We start from the raw sequence: 22,657 nt of genomic DNA, 5'->3' as shown, positions 1-22,657 counted from the left end.
ATTTCCAAGATTTTAGGTAAGAATAGATGTTTGATATCAATCACATCCGAGAGCAGTTTCCTGCGCTATCACAAACCATCAATCAACAACCATTGATTTACTTAGACAGCGCGGCAACAACACAAAAACCTCAGGTAGTTATTGATGCCATTAGCCAATATTACTCCAAACAAAATGCCAATGTTCACCGTGGTAGTCATAGCTTAACAGCGAACGCGACCAGTCAGTTTGAAGCTGCTAGAGATAAGGTCGCTCAGTTCATTGGCGCAGCCTCATCAAAAGAGATCATCTGGACTCGTGGTGCCACCGAAGCACTCAATTTAATTGCTCAAACTTACGCAAGAAGTACCCTTCAACCTGGCGATGAGATCTTAGTGAGTGAAATGGAACATCACGCCAACATAGTGCCTTGGCAAATTGTTGCAGAACAAACCGGCGCTAAAGTCGTTAAAGTACCAATGACATCGGATTGCGAATTTGACCTCACTGCGTTTGATGCGCTTTTAAATGAACAAACCAAAATTGTTGCATTAGCTCAGATAACCAACGTAACAGGTTCTCGTCAGCCGATTGAAGTCGTCATCGAGAAAGCACACAAAATGAATGCGATTGTTGTGGTCGATGGCGCACAAGGCATCGTTCATGAGCCCGTTGATGTTGCTGCTTTAGGCGCTGATTTCTACGTTTTCTCAGGGCATAAACTCTATGCTCCAGCAGGTATTGGCGTGCTTTACGGTAAGCTTGAATTGTTAGAAGCGATGCCACCTTGGCATGGTGGTGGCAAGATGGTTGAGCGCGTATCTTTCTCTGGCACCACTTTTTCTGAACTGCCGGGTAAGTTTGAAGCTGGCACACCTAATGTAGCTGGAGCTATTGCTTTGAGCACTGCAATAGAGTGGTTGCATCAATTTGACCAACAAGATGTCAAGAATCATGTCCACCAGCTACAGCACAAGACCTACCTTGCACTCAGTAAACTGGGTGATATTCAGGTATTGGGTTATCAACCCAACGCAAGTGTGATTACTTTTGTAATGGACGGTGTTCACCATCAAGATATTGCTACGCTGTTGGATCAGCAAGGTATCGCAGTTCGCGCTGGTCACCACTGCGCTCACCCATTAATGGATGCACTTAATGTGAAAGGAACTGTTCGTATTTCATTTGGTATTTATAACAATCTAGATGATGTTGAAAAGCTCGTAGCGGCGATAGAAAAAGCCGTTGATATGCTTTAGGGAATAATGAAGCACAGTTAGAAGCAGTAACGCAATCCAAACGAGATTCCCTACTACGCTCCTTCGTCGCTTTAGGGAATGACGAAATACAGTTAGAAATCGTCATTCCAGAACTGAGGAACGAAGTATCTGGAATCTCTCTAAAGCACTACGATAAAAATGTGTGGAGACAATTACGATTTAGCGAGGTTCTTGATTTGCTCAACGATCGCTTTTAATCCATTACCGCGAGATGGGCTTAGGTGTGTGATTAGACCGATTTTTTCAAAGTAGCCGTCAATATCGAACGCTTGAATCTGCTCTGATGTTTTGCCGTCATACGCAGCCATCACTAATGCAATCAGACCGCGCACGATACGAGCATCAGAATCAGCACAAAAGTGCCAAACACCATCGATATTCTGAGAAACCAACCACACTTGGCTTTCACAGCCAGAGACAATCACCTGTTCACTTTTCAGTTCATCAGGCATAGTTGGCAGTTTCTTACCCCATTGAATGACTTGGCGATAACGGTCTTCCCAGCCGCTGAATGTCTGCATCTTCGCGACGATATCATCACTGGTAATTTCAGTGCCGAATGGAGAGCTTGGGAATGTGGTCATTTTAATATCCAGTCGATTATTAATTGAATAGAAGACGTTACTTAGCGTGCTTTTGAATCAGCTTTTCTACAATACGCGAAACAGCCACAAAACCAAAAGTCGCCGTTACTACGGTTGCCGCACCAAAGCCCGTCGCACAATCCATGCGCTTTGGACCTTCAGCTGTTGCTTTCGCAGCACATACACTGCCGTCAGCTTGAGGGTATTTCAGCTGTTCAGTCGAGAACACACAATCGATACCAAACTTACGCGCTGGATTCTTAGGGAAATTATGATGACGACGAAGGGTATCTTTTAGCTTCTTCGCTAGCGGATCTTGAATCGTCTTGGTCAAATCGGCCACTTTGATTTGCGTTGGGTCGATTTGCCCCCCCGCACCACCAATGGTGATTACTTTGATTTTGTTACTGCGGCAATACGCCAACAACGAAGCTTTAGCTTTCATGCTATCGATCGCATCCAACACAAAATCGAACTCTTTCGATAAGTATTCCGCCTGATTATCAGGACCGATGAAATCGTCAATCAGGTTAACTTTACACTCAGGGTTAATCAGCTTAACACGCTCAGCCATCACTTCGATTTTGCTCTTACCAACCGTGCCCGACATTGCATGAATTTGACGGTTGATGTTAGTCACACACACATCATCCATATCGATCAAAGTAAGCTCACCTAAACCAGTACGAGCAAGTGCTTCAACAGCCCATGAACCTACACCGCCAATACCGATAACACACACGTGTGCAGCTCTAAGTATGTCGACTTCACTATTGCCATACAGACGACGAGTGCCACCAAATCGTTGGTCATAGTTTTCTGAAGCTGGAGTGGTCAATTCACGCATTGTTGCCGCCAATTTATTTCTGAGAAAAAGAAAAGAGTGCGTTTTATACGCACTCTTGAATAAAAAGTCTAGGGGATTAGCGATTCGCTTTCAATGCCCTATTTTATTGTCGCTTACTCAACCTTTTCAGGAGGCAAAGCCCAAGGCGCTTCGGTTGCGCTGCCATCTAAGCCGAGCTTCCACACGCGACCAAAATGCTTGTAGTGACCCGCTTCAGTGCCTGCTCGCGGCCCCATACCATGGTAGAGATCCAAATGGTTCTGCTTAACCGCGCCGCCCGTATCCAAAACCAATAACAATCTTAATTGGTGCGCACCGCTCCAAGTACCATCCGCATTCAATAAAGGAACCTCAGCCAAAATTGGAGTTCCCATAGGCAAGATAGAGCGATCGCCTGCTACTGCAGCCATTGGCAATAACGGAATCCCAGCACTGCCCATTACTGACAAGTCGTCTCTCGCTTCAAAAAACACGAAAGATGGATTTTGCTCAAGCAACTCTTTGACCACTTCAGGATCGTTTGCCAACACCCACTCTTTGATTGCTTTTAGTGACATTTTTTCGCGTGGAACTAAGCCTCGCTCAATCAAAACACGGCCAATGCTCACATAAGCTTTATTGTTCTTACCTGCGTAAGCGAAATACTGCAGCGTATCATCATCACCGAAGTGCACGAACCCACTGCCCTGCACTTCCATCATAAATGGGTCTATACGGTTTGCTGAGTAACCTAACTCAAGGCCTTGACCTTCTAATGCGCCGTTGTAAATCTCTTCGCGTGTTGGACACTCTTTACCACACTCAGGAAGCCCGTAAACTGGGTAACGGTATTCTTCATTCGCTTCGTGGCGCAGTTCCATAACAGGAGAAAAGTAGCCCGTAAACAAAACATTGCCTTGTTTATCACCACCACCTAGTTGAGCAGTTTGAACGCCAAAATTAGCGAGCTCGCTTGGATCTCCACTCAGCATCGCCCACTCATTGAGTTGTTGATAAAGCGGCTCATAGATTTTAGCCATTGAAGGGGATTTAGAAACCACCATCTCAGCTTGTTCTGCAAATGCGGTATAGTCTCTTGGTTTATTGGATTCAACCTGATCGACCTTATTCAAGGTACGAGGAAATTCGTCATCAAGGTGTTGTTGAGCAAGATCAGTGGGTTGGGCACAGCCAAATAACAAAGAGGCCGCGACTAGGGGAAGCCATTTTTTAATCACAAGAGTCATCCTAAAAATTCTATGCATCGAGGATGACAAAAACAGTCAGATAACACAATCGTAGATTGTAAGAGTTTACAATAAGATAACCTATCGGACGGAGTTATCGATGTGACCTTTAAGACGGAAGATGGGATTGTAATGACTGTCAGAATCGAGCACCATTTCTGTATTGTCAGAGTTGGTCATGCGGAAGCGATAGGTTTTATCACCCGCCTTGTATTCAAAGTAGTTACCGTCAAAATCAAAGGTCGTCGAAACAACAGATCCACGAACTGACACACCATTAGCATTCAGTACAAACTCATCTGTCGCATAATGTGCAACATCCTGCTCTATCCAAGTGCCATATATTAGATGATCAGACGTCGCCGCATCTTGCACTCGGGAAAGCACATCACCAAATAAAGAAACCACAGCAAATGAACCCACCAAGGCTAAAACCATTAAGCAGCGCTCAATGATCTTACGCTTCAACTTAGATTGATTGCGCTGATCTGCTTCACTATAGAGGCCTTTAGTGATCTCATCGATCTTGTTCTTTGTAGCTGGAGCTTGCTGCATTCGTTTACGACTCATAAGGATGCTATGCGCATTCTACACTGAGACAGTTTATATATTGAAGCCTACATAAGAATAGTTTGCGCTTTATTCCAAAAAGGTGTTGTTTAGATTTGAATTTAAATGCTAAATTAACGAATAAATAAACACAAATGGACTTGTTCTGTGAAATTAAGAAGTACAGCGCTAGTAAAAGGTTTCAGACAATCAACCCCTTACGTGAATGCTCACCGTGGCAAAACCATGGTCATTATGCTGGGAGGCGAAGCTGTTGCCGATAGAAACTTTGGTAACATTATTAGCGACATTGCCCTACTCCACAGCCTTGGCGTGAAGATTGTTCTCGTTCACGGGGCAAGGCCACAGATCAACCAACTGCTAGCAAAACAAGATTGCCATACGCCTTATCATAAGAACATTAGGGTCACTGATGAATATTCTCTGGGTGTAGCAATGCAAGCTGCTGGACAGCTGCAACTTGCTATCACCGCGCGCCTTTCGATGAGTTTGAACAACACTCCGATGGCAGGTACTCAACTCAATGTGATGAGTGGTAACTTCATTACGGCTCAGCCGCTAGGTGTGGATGACGGTACGGATTATTGCCACAGCGGGCGTATTCGTCGAATCGATATCGAAGGAATAAATCGCACACTCGACCAAGGATCCATCGTACTGCTGGGCCCTATCGCTAGTTCCGTGACAGGCGAAAGCTTTAATCTGCTTTCTGAAGAAGTCGCCACCCAAGTTGCGATTCGTTTAAAAGCCGACAAACTGATTGGTTTTTGCTCCGAACAAGGGGTAACAGATGAAAGCGGCACTGTACTCGCCGAACTCTTCCCTAAAGACGCCAAGCAAATTCTAGAACGCTTAACGGAATCTCAAAAGCCTGCCGAAGACATGAGCACAGGAACACTGCGCTTCTTGAAAGGAGCGATCTCTGCTTGTCGTGCCGGAGTGCCTCGTTGTCACCTCATCAGCTACAAAGTCGATGGCGCATTAATCCAAGAGCTGTTCTCTTTTGATGGTATTGGCACGCAAGTGGTCATGGCGAGTGCCGAGCAAGTCAGACAAGCTCAGATTGATGATATCGGTGGTATCTTTGATCTCATTCGCCCTTTAGAAGAACAAGGCATCTTGGTTCGCCGATCAAGAGAACAATTAGAGCAAGAGATCCATCGATTTACCATTATCGAAAAAGACGGGCTAATTATTGGTTGCGCAGCGCTATACGCCTACCCGGAAGATCACATGGCAGAGATGGCATGTGTTGCAATTCATCCTGATTATCGTGATGGAAATCGTGGACAATTACTGCTGGATTACATGCGCCACCAATCAAAATCTCGCGATATCGACCAAATATTTGTCCTAACGACACACAGCCTTCATTGGTTCCGTGAACAAGGTTTTTACGAGATAGCAGTTGATGAATTACCGATGGAAAAACAAGGGCTATACAACTATCAACGTAACTCAAAGATCCTAGCACTTAACGTATAAATAAAGTTTTGGAGCAAAATCTCACTTCAACATAAAAATAATTGTAAACGTAATCGTTTTCTATATGAGATTTATTAACTATGCACTTTAACTCACACGTAAAATTGTATAGAATTTGGTCGCTTTAACAAAATAACAAATGTTTTTATTGGAATTACCATCTCGGTTGTCATATCACATGCATTGAGGTGGTCACTGCACGGATTGCTATACCCGTTGACGGTCAGCACGCTAACATTAGCTCTGCTCGTTAATATAAACAGCAAAAAGAGCAACATTGATATGAGAACCATTGTTTGTAACTCGCTGCAAAGTTTTTGGGATATGGCTGATAACCAATTCTTAGAAGGGCTAGACGTACACTGCGTGTTCCCTGTGAGCGAGAATCTAAAAGAGTTTATTTTGAATTGCCAAGCAAAATACAAGATAAACCACATATCGTTTACTCGAGCGTTTTTAAGCAAAGAGTCTTAATAACGTTCAAAGCAACCAGGGATGGTTGCTTTGTGTTTATCTAGCTTAAGTTCAAGTCCTTTCTAACAGTAATTAACAACTAATTCGTTAAGCGACTGCCTAAACCACTCACTCGCTCTGTTTTCACCTTAATCCCACGCTTCAACACATTTGTGTCGCTGAACATCATCAGTCGTTTCTTGGCACGTGTAATACCGGTATAGATAAGCTCTCGCGTTAAAATAGGGCTGAAATCCGGCGGCAAGATCATTAAGGTCAGATCAAATTCACTACCCTGAGATTTATGTATCGTCATCGCATAAGCTGTTTCATGATCGGGCACTCGGCTTGGTAGCACAGCTTTCACGCTGCCATCGGGCAACTCAAAATAGACCTTCAAGCGAGGAGTTGAATCAGGTTGGCTTGAATCCGCCTCAAGCATACAAATACCAATATCACCATTGTATAATCCCAAGCCATGATCATTTCGCGTCACCATGACAGGTCGCCCGTGATACCACAGCTCGTCGTTGTGTGGGTTCACTAAACGTCTTGCGGCAAGCGCTCTTTCAATTCGGTGGTTGAGGCCTTTAACACCAAAATCACCTTCACGAATAGAACACAACAGTCGGCATTGACTGAACAAATCGAGTACCGATTTGGCTCTCGCGTCTTGAGTCTCTAACTCTTCCAATGGCACATTCATTCGGTTGAGATACGCACCATACTCATTAACCAAGGTACGTAGCATCAAGTTATAGCTGTCGCTCGATAGAGGATGGTTCTCAATATCGCCAAATCCTTTGCCGAACACTTGGTCGACTTGATTTGCAGAGCCGTTATTGATTGCTTTTGCCAACTGCCCAATACCAGAACGCGCATCGAAACGGTAACTCTTCTGCAGCATACACAGACTATCTGCAATCGCCGGAGAATTAACGGCTCCCGCTTTTGCCTGCTGTGTATTGGCTATCGCATCAAAACCCGTCATCTCCGCAATCAAGTTGCCTTGTGCACTGCTGTAACCCGCAGAGTTGAATGAACAGATATCACCTAACACCGCACCGGCTTCAACGGAAGCGAGTTGGTCTTTATCCCCCAGCAAGATAAGCCTTGCATGCTCAGGAAGCGCATCCACCAGCTTATACATCATCGACAGATCGACCATCGATGCTTCATCCACCACCAAGATATCAAGGTGAAGTGGATTGCGTCGGTTGTGTCTAAACTCAGCCCGGTTAGGAATCGCACCAAGCAATCGGTGCAAAGTGCTCGATTCCGTTGGTATGTTGGCTTTTACTTCAGGCGCTAAAGGCAGTTGCTCAATCGCTTTACCAATCGACTCAGTTAAACGCGCCGCCGCTTTACCCGTTGGTGCCACTAGCTTAATCGTTGGGGTTTTACCTTGGCTGAGTGATTGCTCGACCATCGCCGACAATAACTTGGTTACCGTGGTTGTTTTACCAGTACCCGGTCCACCAGAAATCACCGCAAAGCGACGACTCAGAGCTACTGCTGCTGCCACTTTTTGCCAGTTCAAACATGCCGATAGCGGTACCAAACTGTCTAGAACACCTAAGTCCGCTACCTGCTTAGCTTGGACGATCGCTTGATCGATTGCGCCCCAATTCAGAGATTGATCATCGACGATATCAAGATGATCACATACCAGCTGTTGACGCAGTACCTGAGACGTTTGTTGGTTTGCTTCAGCCTTGGCTAAAGCGTTAAACAGAAAGTGATAACTACGTGCAAAGAGCTGATTGAGTGTTTCCGTCAGCGCCTTTTTCTGTTCAGTATTAAACTCTACCGGCTTACTTAAACGGTTTAACGTGTTTGCCAGTACCACCTCGTAGTTCCAATAACGCTGTAAGTAGACACGCTGTCCATCAAACATCAGCGGCTTAACACAGTCATTGGTTGCTCCAACTAAATTGGACGATTGAAGTACCGCCAACCAATCAATACCTAACAACTTTTGGTTCAATTGCAGAGCCGTTTCACCGTACAACCCAAGTAACTGGGCTAGATCTGCCGTTTGTTCATGGCCTGTCGTATGCTGCTGTATCAGCTGAGTACAAATGTGTCCTTTGCCTAATTCATGGCTCACTACCCCAGCAAGAAAGCCGATCTCTTGAGAGTAACTCGTGGCTTGCTGATCAATAAAACGAGCAAATTGATAATCCAACTGACGAATAGAACCCTTATCCGCAAGAAACTGGAGTACATCCACAAGTTGCTCAGGGATAAGTGAAACTGGCTTTGCTGTGTTCGCAGTCTCTATGCTGGTATTAGTGGTCGTTGTTGTCATTATAAGAGCCCCATCTGTCCAGTTTCATCGTCATTCAATTGTGCTGAACGTCGGTCTATCACTTTACCGTCAATCAATTGATCCATTTCATCAAGTAAAGCCAATGTTGGTTTCGCCGAGAAAATCCCTTGCTGAGATTGGCCGTCCATGCCTCGTAAGAACAAGTAATAAACACCACCAAAATGTTGTTCGTAGCTGTAATTGGCAACACGACTACGTAAAAAGCGGTGCAGAGCCAATGCATAGATTTGATATTGCAGATCGTAGCGGTGGTCGGCCATCGCTGATTTCAATGCTTCGCCATGGTAGACAGCAACATCATCACCTAAATGGTTCGATTTCCAGTCGAGTACATAGTATTTACCTTGGTGCTCAAACACCAAATCGATGAAGCCTTTCAGCATACCTTGCACGGTTTGGAAACCTAGGTCGCCGGCTTTAGCCGATAACGGGTCGTGATATTGAATGGTTTGATTCAGTTCAGATGCGGCCAACACTTCGATAGGCAACAAGAACTCCATTTCGACTAATCGTTGAGTCGAGTCTTTCTCACTTAGCTTTAGATTTTTGCCATCCAACGCGGTGTTCAGCACCGTGTCGACCAGTTGCTGAAGCACAGGTAGCCACTCTAATTCATATTGCTCTGATTCTAATAAGTGAGTGATTACTTGCGTGTTATGCTCACTGGTTGCTGGTTCGGTAAATTCAACCTCCTCAAACAAGGTGTGCAAGAAAGTACCTGGGCGAGCACCACGTGGGAACGTAAAGATAGATCGTTCAGGTTCAATCAACTCAGATTCATCCTGCTCATCAGCCGAGTCAATATCAAAGCCAGATACCTCAATGGTCGCGTCATGACTCGCACCGTGACTGCCTTGCTTTACAAGCCCCGAGTAACTGGTGATACGCCAAGCCCTGTCGATTGAAGCCTTTAGCTCGTTCGCATGTAAGTCTTCGCTCACTTGCTCTGTCTGTACAAACACTTGCTCGTGCGCGGTTGGAGTTTCGGCTAGCAGCACAATTGAGTTCTTGCCCTCAATGGCTGCAAGAGCCTGATTCAATTCGGCAATACCTTGCTCTTGACCGTTTTGAACCAAATAGCCCATCGCACTCAAATGCACGCCGGTCGGTTCTTTGGTTGAACGCCCTTTACGCAGTGGCGCCATACCAATAAAACAGCCATAAACCGCACGAGTCAGCGCTACATAAATCAAACGCAAGTCTTCCGCTAGTCGCTCTTTATCTGCTTGGGCTAAGGCACTGTCACTACCTGTAATATCCAACACCGTGGTGTCTGAATCATGGTCGTAGAATTTGCCTTCGCTTGCTTCTCGGTAACTCGCAACAAATGGCAGAAATACTAAGTCATATTCCAAACCTTTCGACTTATGAATGGTAACGATTTGAACTAAGTTTCTTTCTGATTCAAGGCGTTGAATGTCATCTTCACTGCCGCCTAAACCATTTTGAGCATCCGAGATCGCTTCCGCTAGCCAGCGTAACAAGCCATAGTCGCTGTCGAGTTCTTGCCTAGCTTGTTGCAACAATTCGCCAATGTGCATCAAATCAGTGAGTGAGCGCTCACCATTTTCTTCTTCCAGTAAGCGTTCCGCGAGATGCCTTTTACTGATCACGCTGCGAAGCATTGGTAATACGCCACGTTGCAGCCACAACTTACGGTATTCTCGAAATTCGTTAACGACGTTTTCCCACACCACTTCATCGTTGTTGAGTTCATCCAATGAAGACGCATCCAGAGCAAACAACTCAGAGGCTAAACTCGCGCGCAATGCACGATCGTTTTCTGGTGTCAGCACCGCTTGCAATAGGCGTTGAATATCTTGTGCGACCAAGTTAATGAACACACTGTCTCGGTTAGACAAATACACACTTGCAATGCCTTGTTCAGAGAGTGCATTCTTGATCAGACGACCTTCACTACCAGTTCGAACCAAGACAGCAATATCACCCGCATTCACGGCATGTTGTTTTTTGCCGTTATCAAAATAGGCTTGCTGGTTTTGAGAAGCGGTCAGAATAGTTTGAATTTGACTCGCCGTCGCATCAGCCATTGCCTTGTGATATTCGCCCTTTGGTAACGGCTTGTCTTCAGCCTCTTGTAGCCAAAAGGTGAGTGCGTGCTGAGTTTCTCCGTTCATCACCCATTGGCGCTTATCAGCCGATGGACTGGCTGCAACAGGCAAAAATGGAATGTCTTGATCATAGATAAACGGACTGTCTGAATTCATAAACACTTGGTTTACTGCACTGACCATATCCGCACTTGAACGCCAGTTGGTGCCTAAAGTGTAGTGAGCACTAACTTGGTTTCTCGCTTTGATATAGGTAAAGATATCTGCGCCACGGAAGCCATAAATCGCCTGCTTCGGGTCACCGATCATAAACAAACCGCACTGCGGATTATCGAGATAGATTCGGCTAAAAATACTGTATTGCAGTGGATCGGTATCTTGGAATTCATCGATCATCGCTACCGGGTATAAGGTGCGAATTCTTTCCACCAGCAAGGATTGCTCATCGACATCGATCGACGCGGATAACTGAGTCAGTAAGTCATCAAACGACAACCACTGCTTCTGCTGTTTAGCCTTGGCTAGCATAGTTCGACAATGGGTAATCGCATGCGCCAATAACGGAGCTTTCAAGTCGGCAGGGTTATTTAAGAAATCTTCAATCGCTTCGAAAACGGCGTGCTGCGGTGCGGTGCCTTTCGGTGTTTTCTCGATTAACGTGGCTTGTGAAAACTTCTCTAATTTATCTGGGTATTGATAATCATGGGTGTCGCTTTGCGCCCATGCCGTCACCGCCTCTAGCCATGTCGGCAGAGACTTCTTGGTGTAGCTACGTTTGTTCACATCCGAACCAGAGATCAAAGCTAAAAAATCCGCTTCAGACTCACACCACAGTGCTTTAAGCTGCTTCACTTTGTCTAGGTTCTGATTGTGTAGAGTTTGCAAATCACCCGACATCGCGTCGACGGTTAGCTTCAATGGAGAACCCGTCAGATAACGATTGACGTCTGCTAACAATGCAGCCGGTGAACCCCAGATATTACGCACCTCACCTGCTAGCTGAATAGGTAGCGGGTAAAACTGCTTACGCCAATAGTCGGCTACTACTTGCGCTTTAAGATGGCTTTCATCTGTCACAAACTCATTATCAAATCGGCTGCCAGACTCGAAGGCATTTTGAGTCAACGTTCGCTGACAAAAGCCGTGAATGGTGTAGACCGCGGCTTCGTCCATTTGCCTTTCGGCATTGAGCAGTGTTTTTGCAGCGCCAGCGTGGTCTTCGATTTCTTGCAGCAAAGGAGCAATCACTGGGTCGTCACTTTGCCCGCGAGCAAACGCAATGCGCGCATCATGGATTCGAGCACGGATACGATCTCGCAGCTCAGCCGTTGCTGCTTCAGTAAAAGTCACCACCAGAATTTGGTCTACGGTTAGTGGCTCATGGTGTCGGGTGGCTTCCGCGAGCTCGCCTTGTGGTGCTGCCGTGCCGTGTCCGAGCAGTAGGCGTAAGTACAAGCCAGCGATGGTAAATGTTTTACCTGTACCCGCCGATGCTTCAATTAAACGCGCGCCATGAAGTGGAAACGTCATGGTATTGAGTGTCTGTGGAGCAATTACCTGAACACTGCTTGTGGTCGTCATGCCTTACTGCCTTCTGATAAATATGTTGTTACAAATGTGACCTAGCATGGAAAACGTCATTCAATTTACGTCCTACGCTGATTTGTTAATAGTTAGTGCGATCTCTCTCACGGATCAATTCGGATCGCCTCGCTACTATGCGCCCACGAGTTCAGGAGCGCGATTCGAGTCTTATACTCATTGCCTACTTAGAACCACAGAATAATGGTCCCTCTGACCTGTGGCCGTACAGCGAACGCCCTACACTAATAATGATTTACTGGCGGCCACTTTATTTACTGTACCTTGCTTCTCTTCATCTTGATTCCCTTCACCTTGAAAGCAAGCGTCCCAAATGCTTACCAGCGACTCTCTTTCGTCTTTCATTAGTTCAGCGTACACACAATTGATCTTATCGATCACAGCCACTTACTCCTGATCTTCCAGATCGGCAGCAGCCAACCTTGCCGCCTGTAACACAAGCGTTGAATACATACGCGACTCAGCCGCCAGCTCATCGTCCCACTTAGGCCAAATACGCGAGATGTAGGTATCTCGACCCTCGCCCGTGAAAGCGAAGCTGTCATTAAAAGTATCGGCCATTTTCTTGAGCGACTTCTCTTCATCATCGACCCATTTACCGCGGCTAAAACCCGCTTCAACGCTGGCCAAGGCGGTTTTCGGGAAGTACGGCAGTGGTGCCGTCATACCTTGATAAAACAGTCGCACTAACTCAGCCAATAAACTCTTCGCCTGCTGCGCATCACCGATAGGTTGTAGCGTTTGGTGAACCACACCTTCTTTTCTGTCATAACCAATAATATGAGTCGTTTTGCCGTGCCCCATCACTGCGCAACACAAGTGATCGATCCACGCGGCCAAGTAATCTTGCGAACGAATTTTGCCACTACGAAAACGTACCAGCCCCGATTGATAGTTTTGAGTAAGCCAACCCATCAAACGAACGGGTTTACCCTCGCCTAGCACGTCAAATTCAATATTTACCTCAAGATCTTGCTGTGGCTGCCCACTTACAAATCGAATCTCTTTGGCTAAGTCTTCTGCTTGAACGCGATTGGTTTCAAATTCGATATCACCAAAAGCGCCGACCGGTAATCGGCCCTGTGCTTTTTGCTCAGAGACAAACAATCGAACCGCTTCATCAGCCCCTTCTGGATGGTCTAGCAACACTTGCAGCAGAGCATCCTTAAGCTGGAAGCTTTCTAAGCCATTAAGCACGAACGGCTCATCGTCTTCCATTACCGGAAGCGGTGGCTCAAACACTACTTTTAGGCGACGATTAAAGAAGTATTGTACCGGCAAGCGCCAGAAACGCTGCAGTTCAACCAGATCGAGTTCTAACGGATAAGTCGCACCAAGCAAATAGTCATCCAACGCACGATTGAATTCGCCACTGCATTCACCGGAACGGTTAGCCGCAGGAAGCCATTCTTTGGCGTAACTCAATACATGGCTTGCATCACCTTGAGTAAAGGCTGCAGGGCTGAACGGCGTCATTGTGTGTTCAAAGCTGATCGCTTGAGTCAGTTTGATGCCTGAATCATCACTTGGTAATGATTGGTCTTCACTTAGGCAGTAGTTTTGCTGGCAGTACTCAATCAACTCTGAAACCAATACCGACGGCACTCGCTCAGTATTATCTTGAATCGAGCGGCCGACATAGCTGATGTACAAACACTCTTGTGCTGACAGCATTGCCTCCAAGAATAGGTAACGGTCATCATCACGACGAGAACGATCGCCAGGTCGTGTGCGTCCGTTCATCAAGTCAAAACCTTCTGGCGGCATTGAGCGAGGGTAAACACCATCATTCATGCCTAACAAACAGACGGTTTTGAACGGAATAGAACGCATCGGCATCAGGGTACAAAAGTTAACTTGGCCCGCTAAGAAACGCTGACTAATACGCGCACCAGATAACTTATTATTGAGGTACTGGTAGATAATGCTTGGCGACAACTCTTGCTCATACAAGGCGTCATCAAGCTGTTCATTTAATTGAGAAAGTGCATCACGAATCGACTTAAGCACCACCTCACCTTCCAGCTCAACCGCAAAGAAATCATCAATCATTTGCAGCAAGGTTTCACGCCACATATCGATTGATTGGGTTTCAGTTAGTCGTTGGCGGTAATGAGCGATACGGTCAATAAAGTGCGCTAACTTACCCGCAAGTTCGGCGTTAATACCCTGAACTTCGTTATAAGCGGCAATCGGAGAGTGTTCAGTTTCAAACAAGCCCGCAGAGTCCGACATCGCATAGCCCAACAACATACGCTGGATACCAAATAGCCAGGTATTTTGCTCGGTTGCAGGTAGGTCAAATTCTGTCGCCGTTGAAGCGTCAACACCCCAACGAATGCCCGCTTCTTCAACCCATTGCTTGGCTTGCTCGAATTGAAACTCATCAATACCAAAGCGCGCCATCATTGCAGGAATTTCTAATAGCTCTAGTAACTCAGACGCTAAACAACGCGTATTCGGTAGCGCGACCAGCTGCATGAAAGCAGTCAATATTGGGCTTTCTTGGTCTGCAGTTCTATCAGAGATCGAGTAAGGGATATAACGCTCACCCGGAGCATTACCAAATACCGCCTGAATAGCAGGGCTGTAAGCATTGATGTCTGCCACCATCACAATGATATCGCGTGGTTTTAAGCTTGGATCAGCATCAAACATCGCTAACAACTGGTCATGGAGAACCTCCACCTCGCGCATTGGGCTGTGACAAGCGTGTACCGTCAACGAACGATCGTCCAGCTCAACCACTTGTTTGTGGTTGCTGGAGTCTAAGATGTGATCGTCTTGGTGCTCTTCTAACTCAAGAATATCGGCTTGCAGTTGATGCAGCAGGCTGTCTCTCTCGACATCAATAAAGAACTCATGCTCTTCGCTGTCTGATTGAGACAGCAAGAACAGGTTATCTCTGCCCAGTTTACCCATAGACGCCAGTAAGCTATTACCGACCGCTTGGCTGGTATGCAGTTCGTCTTCAATATTGGCTTCAATGCCATCTTTTAATGGTGAGACTTCGCCTTCTAGCTGAGGTAAACCATCAACCAAAGCAAACTGCTTACGACGCTGCGCTTCCACTCTCGCCAAGTATTTACGGTCACGAATATCGCCCCAGTAATGTTGGCAAGGGTTGGTAAACATCAGGTGGACATCAATCTGCTCGCCAAGCGCTTTCAATGCGTCCATATAACGAGGAGGCAGTGACGAAATACCAAACACAAACAGACGTTTCGGCAGGTGTTGTAACTGGCCTTGTTGATTAGCTAACGCTTCAATGAAGTCGTGATACAAGTTACCACGGTGATATTTCGATTGGCCTTGAGAGAGCGTTTGCTCGTAGAGTGCCTTCCACAAAATCGGCTGCCAAGGGTGCTCTTGTTGCCCTTCACTATCAATCAATTCTGCAACGGGTTCTCCCGCTTCCCACATCGCCATCCACTCAGGTCGATACACCAAGTAGCCATCGAAGATATCGGCAACTTTCTCGGCTAATTGATACAACTTAGAGCCGTCTTCGTCGTTTTCAAGATAGCGCTGTAGGGGTAAGAAATCAGGGTGGTCAAGCTTCGCAGGTAGCAAACTCATTAGCTTCCATGTCATCGCTTCCTTGTTAAAAGCACTGCGTTTAGGTACATCAGGAAGCACTTGGGTAAACATATCCCAAATGAAGGTTGCTGGAAGAGGAAAGTCTATATTTGCTGCTACACCAAACTCTTTGGCGAGTTCCATCTTAAGCCATTGAGACATACCTGGGCTCTGAACCAAGATCTGCTCTTTTTCGAAAGGGTTGGCTAAAGGATCACTTTTGATTAAATGAACGAGAAGGATTTTTAAAGTATCGACTTTATTGGAATGGTAAACAGTAAACAAAGTGCACTCACGCTAATCTTGCCACAATATAAAGCCAGATTAGCATAAGTGCCGAGTTTGGATTAGGAATATAAGCTTATGAAATACTGAAAACTTAAGCTCCGTTTATCTTTTGAACTATTGCTTCTTACAATCTACTGCCTACCGCGCTTAGAACACGGTGAGGTTTGTAATTCATGTAATAACGAACCGCCACATAACCCACTACAAACGTTGCCACAATCAATTCTAGATACGCTAGGCCAAACACTTGATTGATGTAATGCGCTTCAATACCTTGTGCTTGCATCCACGCAGCCAGTTTGAACAAGGCTGTTGCACCAATCACGATTGGGAAGGTAAACGCTGCATAACCAGGGCTAAATGGAAGACGAAGTAGTTTGAAAAACGCCATATAGATAATGAACGTCATCAACACTGCAATACCAAATAGTAAACCAATGATCACAGGTGAAGGGTTAGCAGTAACGGTTAAGTAACCCGCCAAAGATAGGCTTGCCGGTGCTGCCATAATCGCAATCGTTGGTTTTGCAGCATCTGGCACTTCGTGAGAGAAGATCAAACGGTAAACCATGATTGGTAGCATTACTGCGTAAACCAATAAGCCGAATACCAAAGTCGCGTTAGCTACTGGCTCTAAAACTGGATTACCTGAGAAAGAGACGTCAGCGACGATAATACCGATCGGTGGCACAAACCAGCTTGGCACCATGTGGTGAATCTCAAAGTTTTTAGCTCTGTGGTACAAAAAGCTCGTTAGAAACACAACATGCAAAGCCACAGAAGCCAACCACATAGCTTCTTGTAAGAATTGAGAGATTGGCGCCAAAGACGCTGACACCACCATGCACCCCATTGCAAATGTTGGTACCACACTGCCGACAACAGGGTGAGCAAGATCTTCACGCAATAGGTGACCATGAATCAAAAATTTCACAGCTAAAACAAGAAGTAATACCGCCGCAATGCCAGCACTGATCCACTGCACCAAACCCGGGGTGTGTAAGATACCTTGTGCGACTAGAACACCATCCCAACACCAGCCTAAGCTTGCAATTGCGAGTGCTAACCCTGCCATGGGTGTTGGAGCTCCTGTTAATCTATATTTAATACGTTGAATCATGTCAGCCTCTCTTAAACCTAATTCACTAAACTTGTGAACTCATCAGCTTGTTGAAGCCATAATACGCTTGCGCTTCGTTAAACAATATCCAATTATATATAACAAGTGTTCATCAATACTGAACAGAATCCATTTTCACCAGCAGAGTAAAACTAGGAATCTGATGGCTAATATTTCAATAAAACAGCTCAAAGTGTTCGTCACTATTACTCAGCACTCGACATTGACTGCTGCCTCTGAGGCTCTGTTTCTGTCTAAAGCTGCGGTCAGCATGGCACTAGGCGAAATGGAGAAACAACTCGGCCACTCTCTATTTGACCGGGTCAACAACCGATTAATTCTCAACCAAGAGGGACATAAGTTACTTCCATTGGCGGATGAAATATTACATCGTGCTGCTGGTATTGATGTTTTGTTCCGTGATGATCAGCCTTTAAGTGGCAATCTAAAGGTCGGCGCGAGTGACACGATTGGTAATCAGGTCGCACCGTTTATTTTGTCAGGCTTTCGCGAACGAACTCAACATCAGGATCAAAGCTTGTTCATTTCAAACAGTGCACTGATCTGCCAAAAGTTGGTGGATTATGAACTGGATATCGCGCTAATTGAAGGAAAAACATTACACCCTGAACTCATTTCGAGTCAGTTTAGCAGCGATGAAATGTGCATTATTGTTAGTAATCAACATCCTCTCGTTGCCAAAGAAAAAGTGATTTTAAGCGATTTAGAAGACAGCCATTGGATTTTACGTGAATCAGGCTCAGGGACTCGCGAGTTTTTCCTTCGTGCCGTCGCACCGCGCATCGAACATTGGTATGAATCTTTTGAACTCAACACCACAGAAGCAATCATCAACTCTGTTTCTGCCGGTCTTGGCTTTGCCTGTTTGTCTCGTTTAGCTGCTCAGCGAGCGATCGATTCAGGCCGAGTAAAAGCGCTTAATGTGCCACTTGATATGAAACGCCGATTCTGGATGCTGGTCCATAAAGACAAATATCAAAGCCCACTGCTGAAATCTTTCATGAGTTATTGTGAAGACTGGGCGGCACATCAAGATTGAGGCCGCATAGTACGGGCTCCAACTGGACTTTTAACATCAGAAACTGTATAAAAAGCCAGTAAAATTTATCAAACTTAGAGGATTAACCATGGCTGTTATCGTCAAGTACGTGGTGGAACGCAACGGAGAAGAGAAAATGACTTTTACCTCTAAAGCCGAAGCTGACGCATACGACAAAATGCTGGATATGGCTGATGAGCTTTTTGAACTGTTAGGCAAAAGCGATTTAGTTGAAGATGAAGGCAAGCAAGAAGAACTTGCAATGTACCTAGCGAAGAACAAAGAAGAAGTTCTTTACGCATTAGGTGCTAAGCGTAAGCCAGCTCCGAAAAAAGCTAAGAAGCTTGAAGCTGTTGAAGACGCAGAAGAAGATGCAGCTTAACTAGCTGATACCTTTCTAAAAAACGTCAATGACGCCTCTAATCAGAGTTCGTTATTGGCGTTTTTTTATACTTATCGAAATATAATGAAGCTTGTTTATAGTCGAAATCGCTCTAAACATTCGCTTGCATGAAAGTGTGAGGAAGATCTAATCTATAGCCATCAGGTGATGGGGTTCCACCTAAGCTTTTGCTTCAACCGCCCGTTCTTTCCGAACAGTGCTAATGACTCCTACAGAATCGAAAACAGGTAATACTGTTGGACGTATCGCTATTCCTCCATTTTGAAATGGACTTAGTCTATTAAGACCAAGTTCCATGACACCTTTGGATTATCGATACTCAAGATCTGTAGTGAATTAGCCGCACCTCTTCCAACACGTCCTGTTTTCTCAACGCCCTAGGCCTTAAATGGCTCTATAAGTGAGAAAACATTATGCACTACTCTTCAGAAATTCAATCCATGTGCCCTATTCAAAGGGGTGATCTTCACAACTCGGCTCCAATTCCAGTTGAAGGCGCTATGGTTAGTTCAAAAGATGTTATCGCAATCTCAGGATTGAGCCACGGTGTTGGTACTTGTGCACCACAACAAGGTGCGGCAAAGCTGACTCTTAACGTAAAAAACGGCATCATCGAAGAAGCACTCATCGAGACTATCGGCTGCTCAGGCATGACACAATCTGCCGCGATGGCCGCTGAAATTCTTACAGGAAAAACCATTCTAGAAGCACTCAATACTGACTTGGTATGTGACGCGATTAACGTCGCGATGCGCGAAATCTTCCTGCAGTTTGTTTACGGTCGAACTCAGTCGGCTTTCTCTGAAGGTGGCTTAGAAATCGGCGCAGCGTTGGAAGACTTAGGTCAAACACAGCGCAGCCAAGTCGGAACCAGCTATTCAACCTCAGCGAAAGGCGTCCGTTACCTAGAGCTTGCAGAAGGTTATGTGACCAAGCTTGCACTTGATGATCACAGCGAAGTGATTGGCTACGAATATCTCAACCTCGGCAAAATGATGAAGGCGATTAACCAAGGTGTACCAGCCAATGAAGCGGTTGACCTTGCTACAGGGACTTATGGTCGCTTCGACGAAGCCGTGACCACCATTAACCCACGCCAACAATAATTTTTGCCAATTAAGAGGAAAGATATGATGAACACTCAATTTAATGAATCAGTAACTCGCGCATTGGCAGAAATGAACTTCGACTCTTTGGCGCAAGCAGAGCAATACTGTAAAGCACACAATATAGACCCAAAAACGTTGGTGATGGACACTCAACCAATTGCTTTTGAAAGCGCAGCCGATGCATACACCTTAGGCACAGCCATGGCTCTATTCCGTAAAGCGAGCAACGCTGAACAAGCGGCGAATATCATCGGTGAGGGCCTCCAAGCATTCACAAAACCCGGTAGTGTTGCCGAGCAACGTCAAGTGGGTATTGGGCATGGTGCGCTTGCTGCGCGTCTTCTGAATGAAGAGAGTCACTGCTTTGCTTTTCTTGCAGGTCACGAGTCATTTTCGGCAGCTGAAGGTGCAATTAAAATCGCACTGAACGTCAATAAATCACGTAAAAATCCATTGAAAGTTATCCTAAATGGCTTAGGTAAAGATGCGGCTTACTTAATATCACGCATCAATGGCTTCACTTACGTGCGCACTCAGTACGACTACCAAACGGGTGAACTCGTTGAAACAGAACGTCGCCGTTTCTCAAATGGCCCTCGTGGCGAGATTTTATGCTACGGCGCCGATGATGTTCGTGAAGGTGCGGCTATCATGCACAGAGAAGAGGTAGATGTGAGCATTACGGGTAACTCAACCAACCCAACACGCTTCCAACATCCTGTTGCGGGTATCTACAAAGCAGAGCGAACTCGCCAAGGTCTACCTTATTTCTCTGTCGCTTCAGGCGGTGGTACAGGTCGAACTTTACACCCAGACAACGTTGCTGCTGGCCCTGCATCTTACGGCATGACAGACACCATGGGCAGAATGCACGCAGACGCTCAGTTTGCAGGTAGCTCTTCAGTTCCTGCTCACGTTGCGATGATGGGTTTCATCGGCATGGGTAACAACCCAATGGTCGGAGCGACGGTTGCATTGGCTGTGGCAGTGAGTGAATCTCAACACGCATAACGACAAAGTGAGTCCCACAATCTGCCTGTTATGTAGAGTCTGTTAGTTGAGAATCAAGCAATAACGGACGACTAAAACTATACACCTATCACTAAAACCAAACAGCCAGCCTTATGCTGGCTGTTTTTTATTCACACTTGCTCTACTATCTATTTCTAATAATTATTTGTATCTAAGATTAAATACATTCTGCTGTCGTATTTGGCGAGCGCTTCGTTAAAGCCGTTGGACCAAGCGCACTGAACGTGATTACTCGAATGATGGGGTTGATACTCGCGGTAATCGGTATGCAGATGTTGATTGAAGGGATTGAGCAAGCTTATAAGGCACTGTTTATCTAAAGAGGGGATTCACAGGAGAATGTTGATTAACGCACCAATCAATTTGTGTTGATCTGCAGTGTTTTCTCATTGCAGAGAACTATCTCTCAAAAGACAAGCAATATCATTTTACAGACTTTATCCCGATACGCCCTTTCATAACGAGGGCGCTCTCTTTATGATGAACGCAATTAAATTAACTTTGCTAACGGCAGCGCTTGTTATTCGAGCCGTTGTTTTGGAATAGCAAAATCAAGACTCAACACATGGAGATTCAACATGGCTTATTTTTCACTAGCCTTCGGTACGGCAACCAAAAATCGCGACAATAAAATCATTGAAGCGTTCTTCCCTAACCCGCTTCTAAACCCAAGCGACGCTCTTGTAGCAGCTGTAGCTGAAGTGTCAGGTTACGCTGAAGGCAACCAAGCTATCGAAATCTCTGCTGCACAAAGCGCAGAACTGGCGAAAGCATTCGCAGCAAACGATGATGCAGCTAACGCATCTTTCGCAGAAAAAGCGGCAGCGTCTGAACAGCCACTTGTTCTTGTTGTTCTTGCTACTGACGAGAAGCCAGCATCAGTTGCTGAAGGCTTCCTAAAGCTACAACTTATCTCTAACCGCCTAGTACAACCACACGGTACGGTACTGGACGGCATCTTCGGTCTACTGCACAACATCGCATGGACAAACGAAGGCCCTATCGACCTACCTGAGCTGGCTGAGCGTCAAATCGAAGCTCGCCTTGCAGGTCGTGCTCTGTCTGTAGATTGCGTAGACAAGTTCCCTAAAATGGTGGACTACGTAGTACCAACAGGTATTCGTATTGCTGACACTTCTCGTGTTCGTCTTGGCGCACACGTAGGCGAAGGCACAACAGTAATGCACGAAGGTTTCATCAACTTCAATGCTGGTACAACTGGCGTGAGCATGGTTGAAGGTCGTATCTCTGCGGGTGTTGTTGTAGGTAACGGTTCAGACATCGGCGGCGGCGCTTCTATCATGGGTACTCTGTCTGGTGGCGGTACGATGGTTATCTCTATCGGCGAAAACTGCCTACTAGGCGCAAACGCTGGTCTTGGCTTCCCTATGGGCGACCGTTGTACGGTTGAGTCTGGTCTTTACGTGACTGCGGGTACTAAGGTTCGCATGTTAGATAAAGAAGGCAACGAAGTAGAGATCATTAAAGCTCGCGATCTAGCTGGCGTTTCTGATCTTCTGTTCCGTCGTAACTCAATCACTGGCCAAATTGAATGTCTTGCGAACAAGTCTGCTGTTGAGCTAAACAGCGAACTACACAGCAACAACTAATCTAAGCGCTAGATGCTAGATGCTAG

17 protein-coding genes, 1 pseudogene and 1 riboswitch are annotated in these 22,657 nt (G+C 45.8%); of the genes and pseudogenes, 9 read left to right on the top strand and 9 right to left on the bottom strand.

Going from position 1 to position 22,657, the window contains the following annotated elements; genetic code table 11:
• The first annotated feature begins 26 nt into the window (after positions 1 to 26).
• On the top strand, positions 27 to 1,238 hold the full coding sequence (csdA, locus tag AB4512_RS08430) for a cysteine desulfurase CsdA (RefSeq protein ID WP_371714471.1): 1,212 nt from the start codon (positions 27 to 29) through the stop codon (positions 1,236 to 1,238).
• 173 nt (positions 1,239 to 1,411) lie between these two features.
• On the opposite strand, the gene csdE is transcribed toward csdA, so the two are convergent.
• The 4 genes from csdE to AB4512_RS08410 all read right to left on the bottom strand — a co-directional run bounded on the left by csdE (position 1,412) and on the right by AB4512_RS08410 (position 4,471).
• Positions 1,412 to 1,843: a cysteine desulfurase sulfur acceptor subunit CsdE gene (gene csdE, locus AB4512_RS08425; protein ID WP_371714492.1), complete on the bottom strand. Its 432-nt coding sequence runs from the start codon at positions 1,841 to 1,843 to the stop codon at positions 1,412 to 1,414.
• A 37-nt stretch (positions 1,844 to 1,880) separates the two neighbouring features.
• Positions 1,881 to 2,690 carry a tRNA cyclic N6-threonylcarbamoyladenosine(37) synthase TcdA gene (gene tcdA, locus AB4512_RS08420; protein ID WP_371714493.1) on the bottom strand — a complete coding sequence of 270 codons (810 nt, stop codon included), beginning with the start codon at positions 2,688 to 2,690 and terminating at the stop codon, positions 1,881 to 1,883.
• Between the two features lie 113 nt (positions 2,691 to 2,803).
• Complete coding sequence (gene mltA / locus AB4512_RS08415; RefSeq protein WP_017059898.1) at positions 2,804 to 3,916, bottom strand: murein transglycosylase A; 1,113 nt, start codon at positions 3,914 to 3,916, stop codon at positions 2,804 to 2,806.
• 81 nt (positions 3,917 to 3,997) lie between these two features.
• Positions 3,998 to 4,471 carry a DUF2850 domain-containing protein gene (locus AB4512_RS08410; protein ID WP_371714508.1) on the bottom strand — a complete coding sequence of 158 codons (474 nt, stop codon included), beginning with the start codon at positions 4,469 to 4,471 and terminating at the stop codon, positions 3,998 to 4,000.
• Positions 4,472 to 4,633: 162 nt separating this feature from the next.
• Here AB4512_RS08410 and argA point away from each other — a divergent pair, with 162 nt between their 5' ends.
• Both argA and AB4512_RS08400 read left to right on the top strand, forming a co-directional pair.
• Positions 4,634 to 5,971, top strand: a complete 1,338-nt coding sequence (argA, locus tag AB4512_RS08405; protein WP_146491375.1) for an amino-acid N-acetyltransferase — start codon at positions 4,634 to 4,636, stop codon at positions 5,969 to 5,971.
• A 282-nt stretch (positions 5,972 to 6,253) separates the two neighbouring features.
• Entirely contained in the window at positions 6,254 to 6,445 is a 192-nt protein-coding gene (locus tag AB4512_RS08400) for a hypothetical protein (protein ID WP_004735192.1), read from the top strand.
• 79 nt (positions 6,446 to 6,524) lie between these two features.
• Here AB4512_RS08400 and recD read toward each other — a convergent pair whose 3' ends face one another.
• From recD to AB4512_RS08375, 5 genes are all read right to left on the bottom strand, one after another.
• Positions 6,525 to 8,735: an exodeoxyribonuclease V subunit alpha gene (recD, locus tag AB4512_RS08395; protein ID WP_372174749.1), complete on the bottom strand. Its 2,211-nt coding sequence runs from the start codon at positions 8,733 to 8,735 to the stop codon at positions 6,525 to 6,527.
• Positions 8,735 to 12,409, bottom strand: coding sequence for an exodeoxyribonuclease V subunit beta (gene recB / locus AB4512_RS08390; protein WP_372174748.1), 3,675 nt, complete (start codon positions 12,407 to 12,409; stop codon positions 8,735 to 8,737). The genes recD and recB overlap by 1 nt, the downstream gene beginning before the upstream one ends.
• Before the next feature lie 240 nt (positions 12,410 to 12,649).
• Positions 12,650 to 12,790: a hypothetical protein gene (locus tag AB4512_RS08385; protein ID WP_372157797.1), complete on the bottom strand. Its 141-nt coding sequence runs from the start codon at positions 12,788 to 12,790 to the stop codon at positions 12,650 to 12,652.
• A gap of 27 nt (positions 12,791 to 12,817) precedes the next feature.
• On the bottom strand, positions 12,818 to 16,294 hold the full coding sequence (gene recC, locus AB4512_RS08380) for an exodeoxyribonuclease V subunit gamma (protein ID WP_372174747.1): 3,477 nt from the start codon (positions 16,292 to 16,294) through the stop codon (positions 12,818 to 12,820).
• Positions 16,295 to 16,421: 127 nt separating this feature from the next.
• Positions 16,422 to 17,372: a TDT family transporter gene (locus AB4512_RS08375; protein ID WP_017071043.1), complete on the bottom strand. Its 951-nt coding sequence runs from the start codon at positions 17,370 to 17,372 to the stop codon at positions 16,422 to 16,424.
• 208 nt (positions 17,373 to 17,580) lie between these two features.
• On the opposite strand from AB4512_RS08375, the gene AB4512_RS08370 reads away from it, so the two are divergent.
• The 6 genes and pseudogenes from AB4512_RS08370 to dapD all read left to right on the top strand — a co-directional run bounded on the left by AB4512_RS08370 (position 17,581) and on the right by dapD (position 22,631).
• Positions 17,581 to 18,477: a LysR family transcriptional regulator gene (locus AB4512_RS08370; protein WP_017059889.1), complete on the top strand. Its 897-nt coding sequence runs from the start codon at positions 17,581 to 17,583 to the stop codon at positions 18,475 to 18,477.
• A gap of 88 nt (positions 18,478 to 18,565) precedes the next feature.
• Entirely contained in the window at positions 18,566 to 18,859 is a 294-nt protein-coding gene (locus AB4512_RS08365; RefSeq protein WP_008223840.1) for a YebG family protein, read from the top strand.
• Positions 18,860 to 19,014: 155 nt separating this feature from the next.
• Positions 19,015 to 19,099: riboswitch (Fluoride riboswitch) on the top strand.
• A 194-nt stretch (positions 19,100 to 19,293) separates the two neighbouring features.
• Positions 19,294 to 19,986 (top strand): iron-sulfur cluster assembly scaffold protein, encoded by a 693-nt coding sequence (locus AB4512_RS08360; RefSeq protein ID WP_372174746.1) that lies wholly within the window; start codon positions 19,294 to 19,296, stop codon positions 19,984 to 19,986.
• Between the two features lie 24 nt (positions 19,987 to 20,010).
• Complete coding sequence (locus AB4512_RS08355) at positions 20,011 to 21,000, top strand: GGGtGRT protein (RefSeq protein WP_372174745.1); 990 nt, start codon at positions 20,011 to 20,013, stop codon at positions 20,998 to 21,000.
• A gap of 197 nt (positions 21,001 to 21,197) precedes the next feature.
• Positions 21,198 to 21,341: pseudogene (locus AB4512_RS08350) on the top strand (MarC family protein); the annotation flags it as partial.
• Positions 21,342 to 21,599: 258 nt separating this feature from the next.
• Positions 21,600 to 22,631, top strand: coding sequence for a 2,3,4,5-tetrahydropyridine-2,6-dicarboxylate N-succinyltransferase (gene dapD, locus AB4512_RS08345; protein ID WP_017059885.1), 1,032 nt, complete (start codon positions 21,600 to 21,602; stop codon positions 22,629 to 22,631).
• Positions 22,632 to 22,657: the final 26 nt, after the last annotated feature.

Origin of the sequence: Vibrio sp. 10N.222.52.B7 (genome assembly GCF_041474275.1) — a bacterium.
In the GTDB taxonomy this organism is placed as follows: domain Bacteria; phylum Pseudomonadota; class Gammaproteobacteria; order Enterobacterales; family Vibrionaceae; genus Vibrio; species Vibrio crassostreae_C.
This window is presented reverse-complemented; position numbering and strand designations above follow the sequence as displayed.

Coding starts and splice junctions, on each gene's coding strand:
- csdA (WP_371714471.1), top strand. CDS start 27: ATGTTTGATATCAATCACATCCGAGAGCAGTTTCCTGCGCTATCACAA.
- csdE (WP_371714492.1), bottom strand. CDS start 1,843: ATGACCACATTCCCAAGCTCTCCATTCGGCACTGAAATTACCAGTGAT.
- tcdA (WP_371714493.1), bottom strand. CDS start 2,690: ATGCGTGAATTGACCACTCCAGCTTCAGAAAACTATGACCAACGATTT.
- mltA (WP_017059898.1), bottom strand. CDS start 3,916: ATGACTCTTGTGATTAAAAAATGGCTTCCCCTAGTCGCGGCCTCTTTG.
- AB4512_RS08410 (WP_371714508.1), bottom strand. CDS start 4,471: ATGCAGCAAGCTCCAGCTACAAAGAACAAGATCGATGAGATCACTAAA.
- AB4512_RS08400 (WP_004735192.1), top strand. CDS start 6,254: ATGAGAACCATTGTTTGTAACTCGCTGCAAAGTTTTTGGGATATGGCT.
- recD (WP_372174749.1), bottom strand. CDS start 8,735: ATGACAACAACGACCACTAATACCAGCATAGAGACTGCGAACACAGCA.
- recB (WP_372174748.1), bottom strand. CDS start 12,409: ATGACGACCACAAGCAGTGTTCAGGTAATTGCTCCACAGACACTCAAT.
- AB4512_RS08375 (WP_017071043.1), bottom strand. CDS start 17,372: ATGGCAGGGTTAGCACTCGCAATTGCAAGCTTAGGCTGGTGTTGGGAT.
- AB4512_RS08370 (WP_017059889.1), top strand. CDS start 17,581: ATGGCTAATATTTCAATAAAACAGCTCAAAGTGTTCGTCACTATTACT.
- AB4512_RS08365 (WP_008223840.1), top strand. CDS start 18,566: ATGGCTGTTATCGTCAAGTACGTGGTGGAACGCAACGGAGAAGAGAAA.
- AB4512_RS08360 (WP_372174746.1), top strand. CDS start 19,294: ATGCACTACTCTTCAGAAATTCAATCCATGTGCCCTATTCAAAGGGGT.
- AB4512_RS08355 (WP_372174745.1), top strand. CDS start 20,011: ATGATGAACACTCAATTTAATGAATCAGTAACTCGCGCATTGGCAGAA.
- dapD (WP_017059885.1), top strand. CDS start 21,600: ATGGCTTATTTTTCACTAGCCTTCGGTACGGCAACCAAAAATCGCGAC.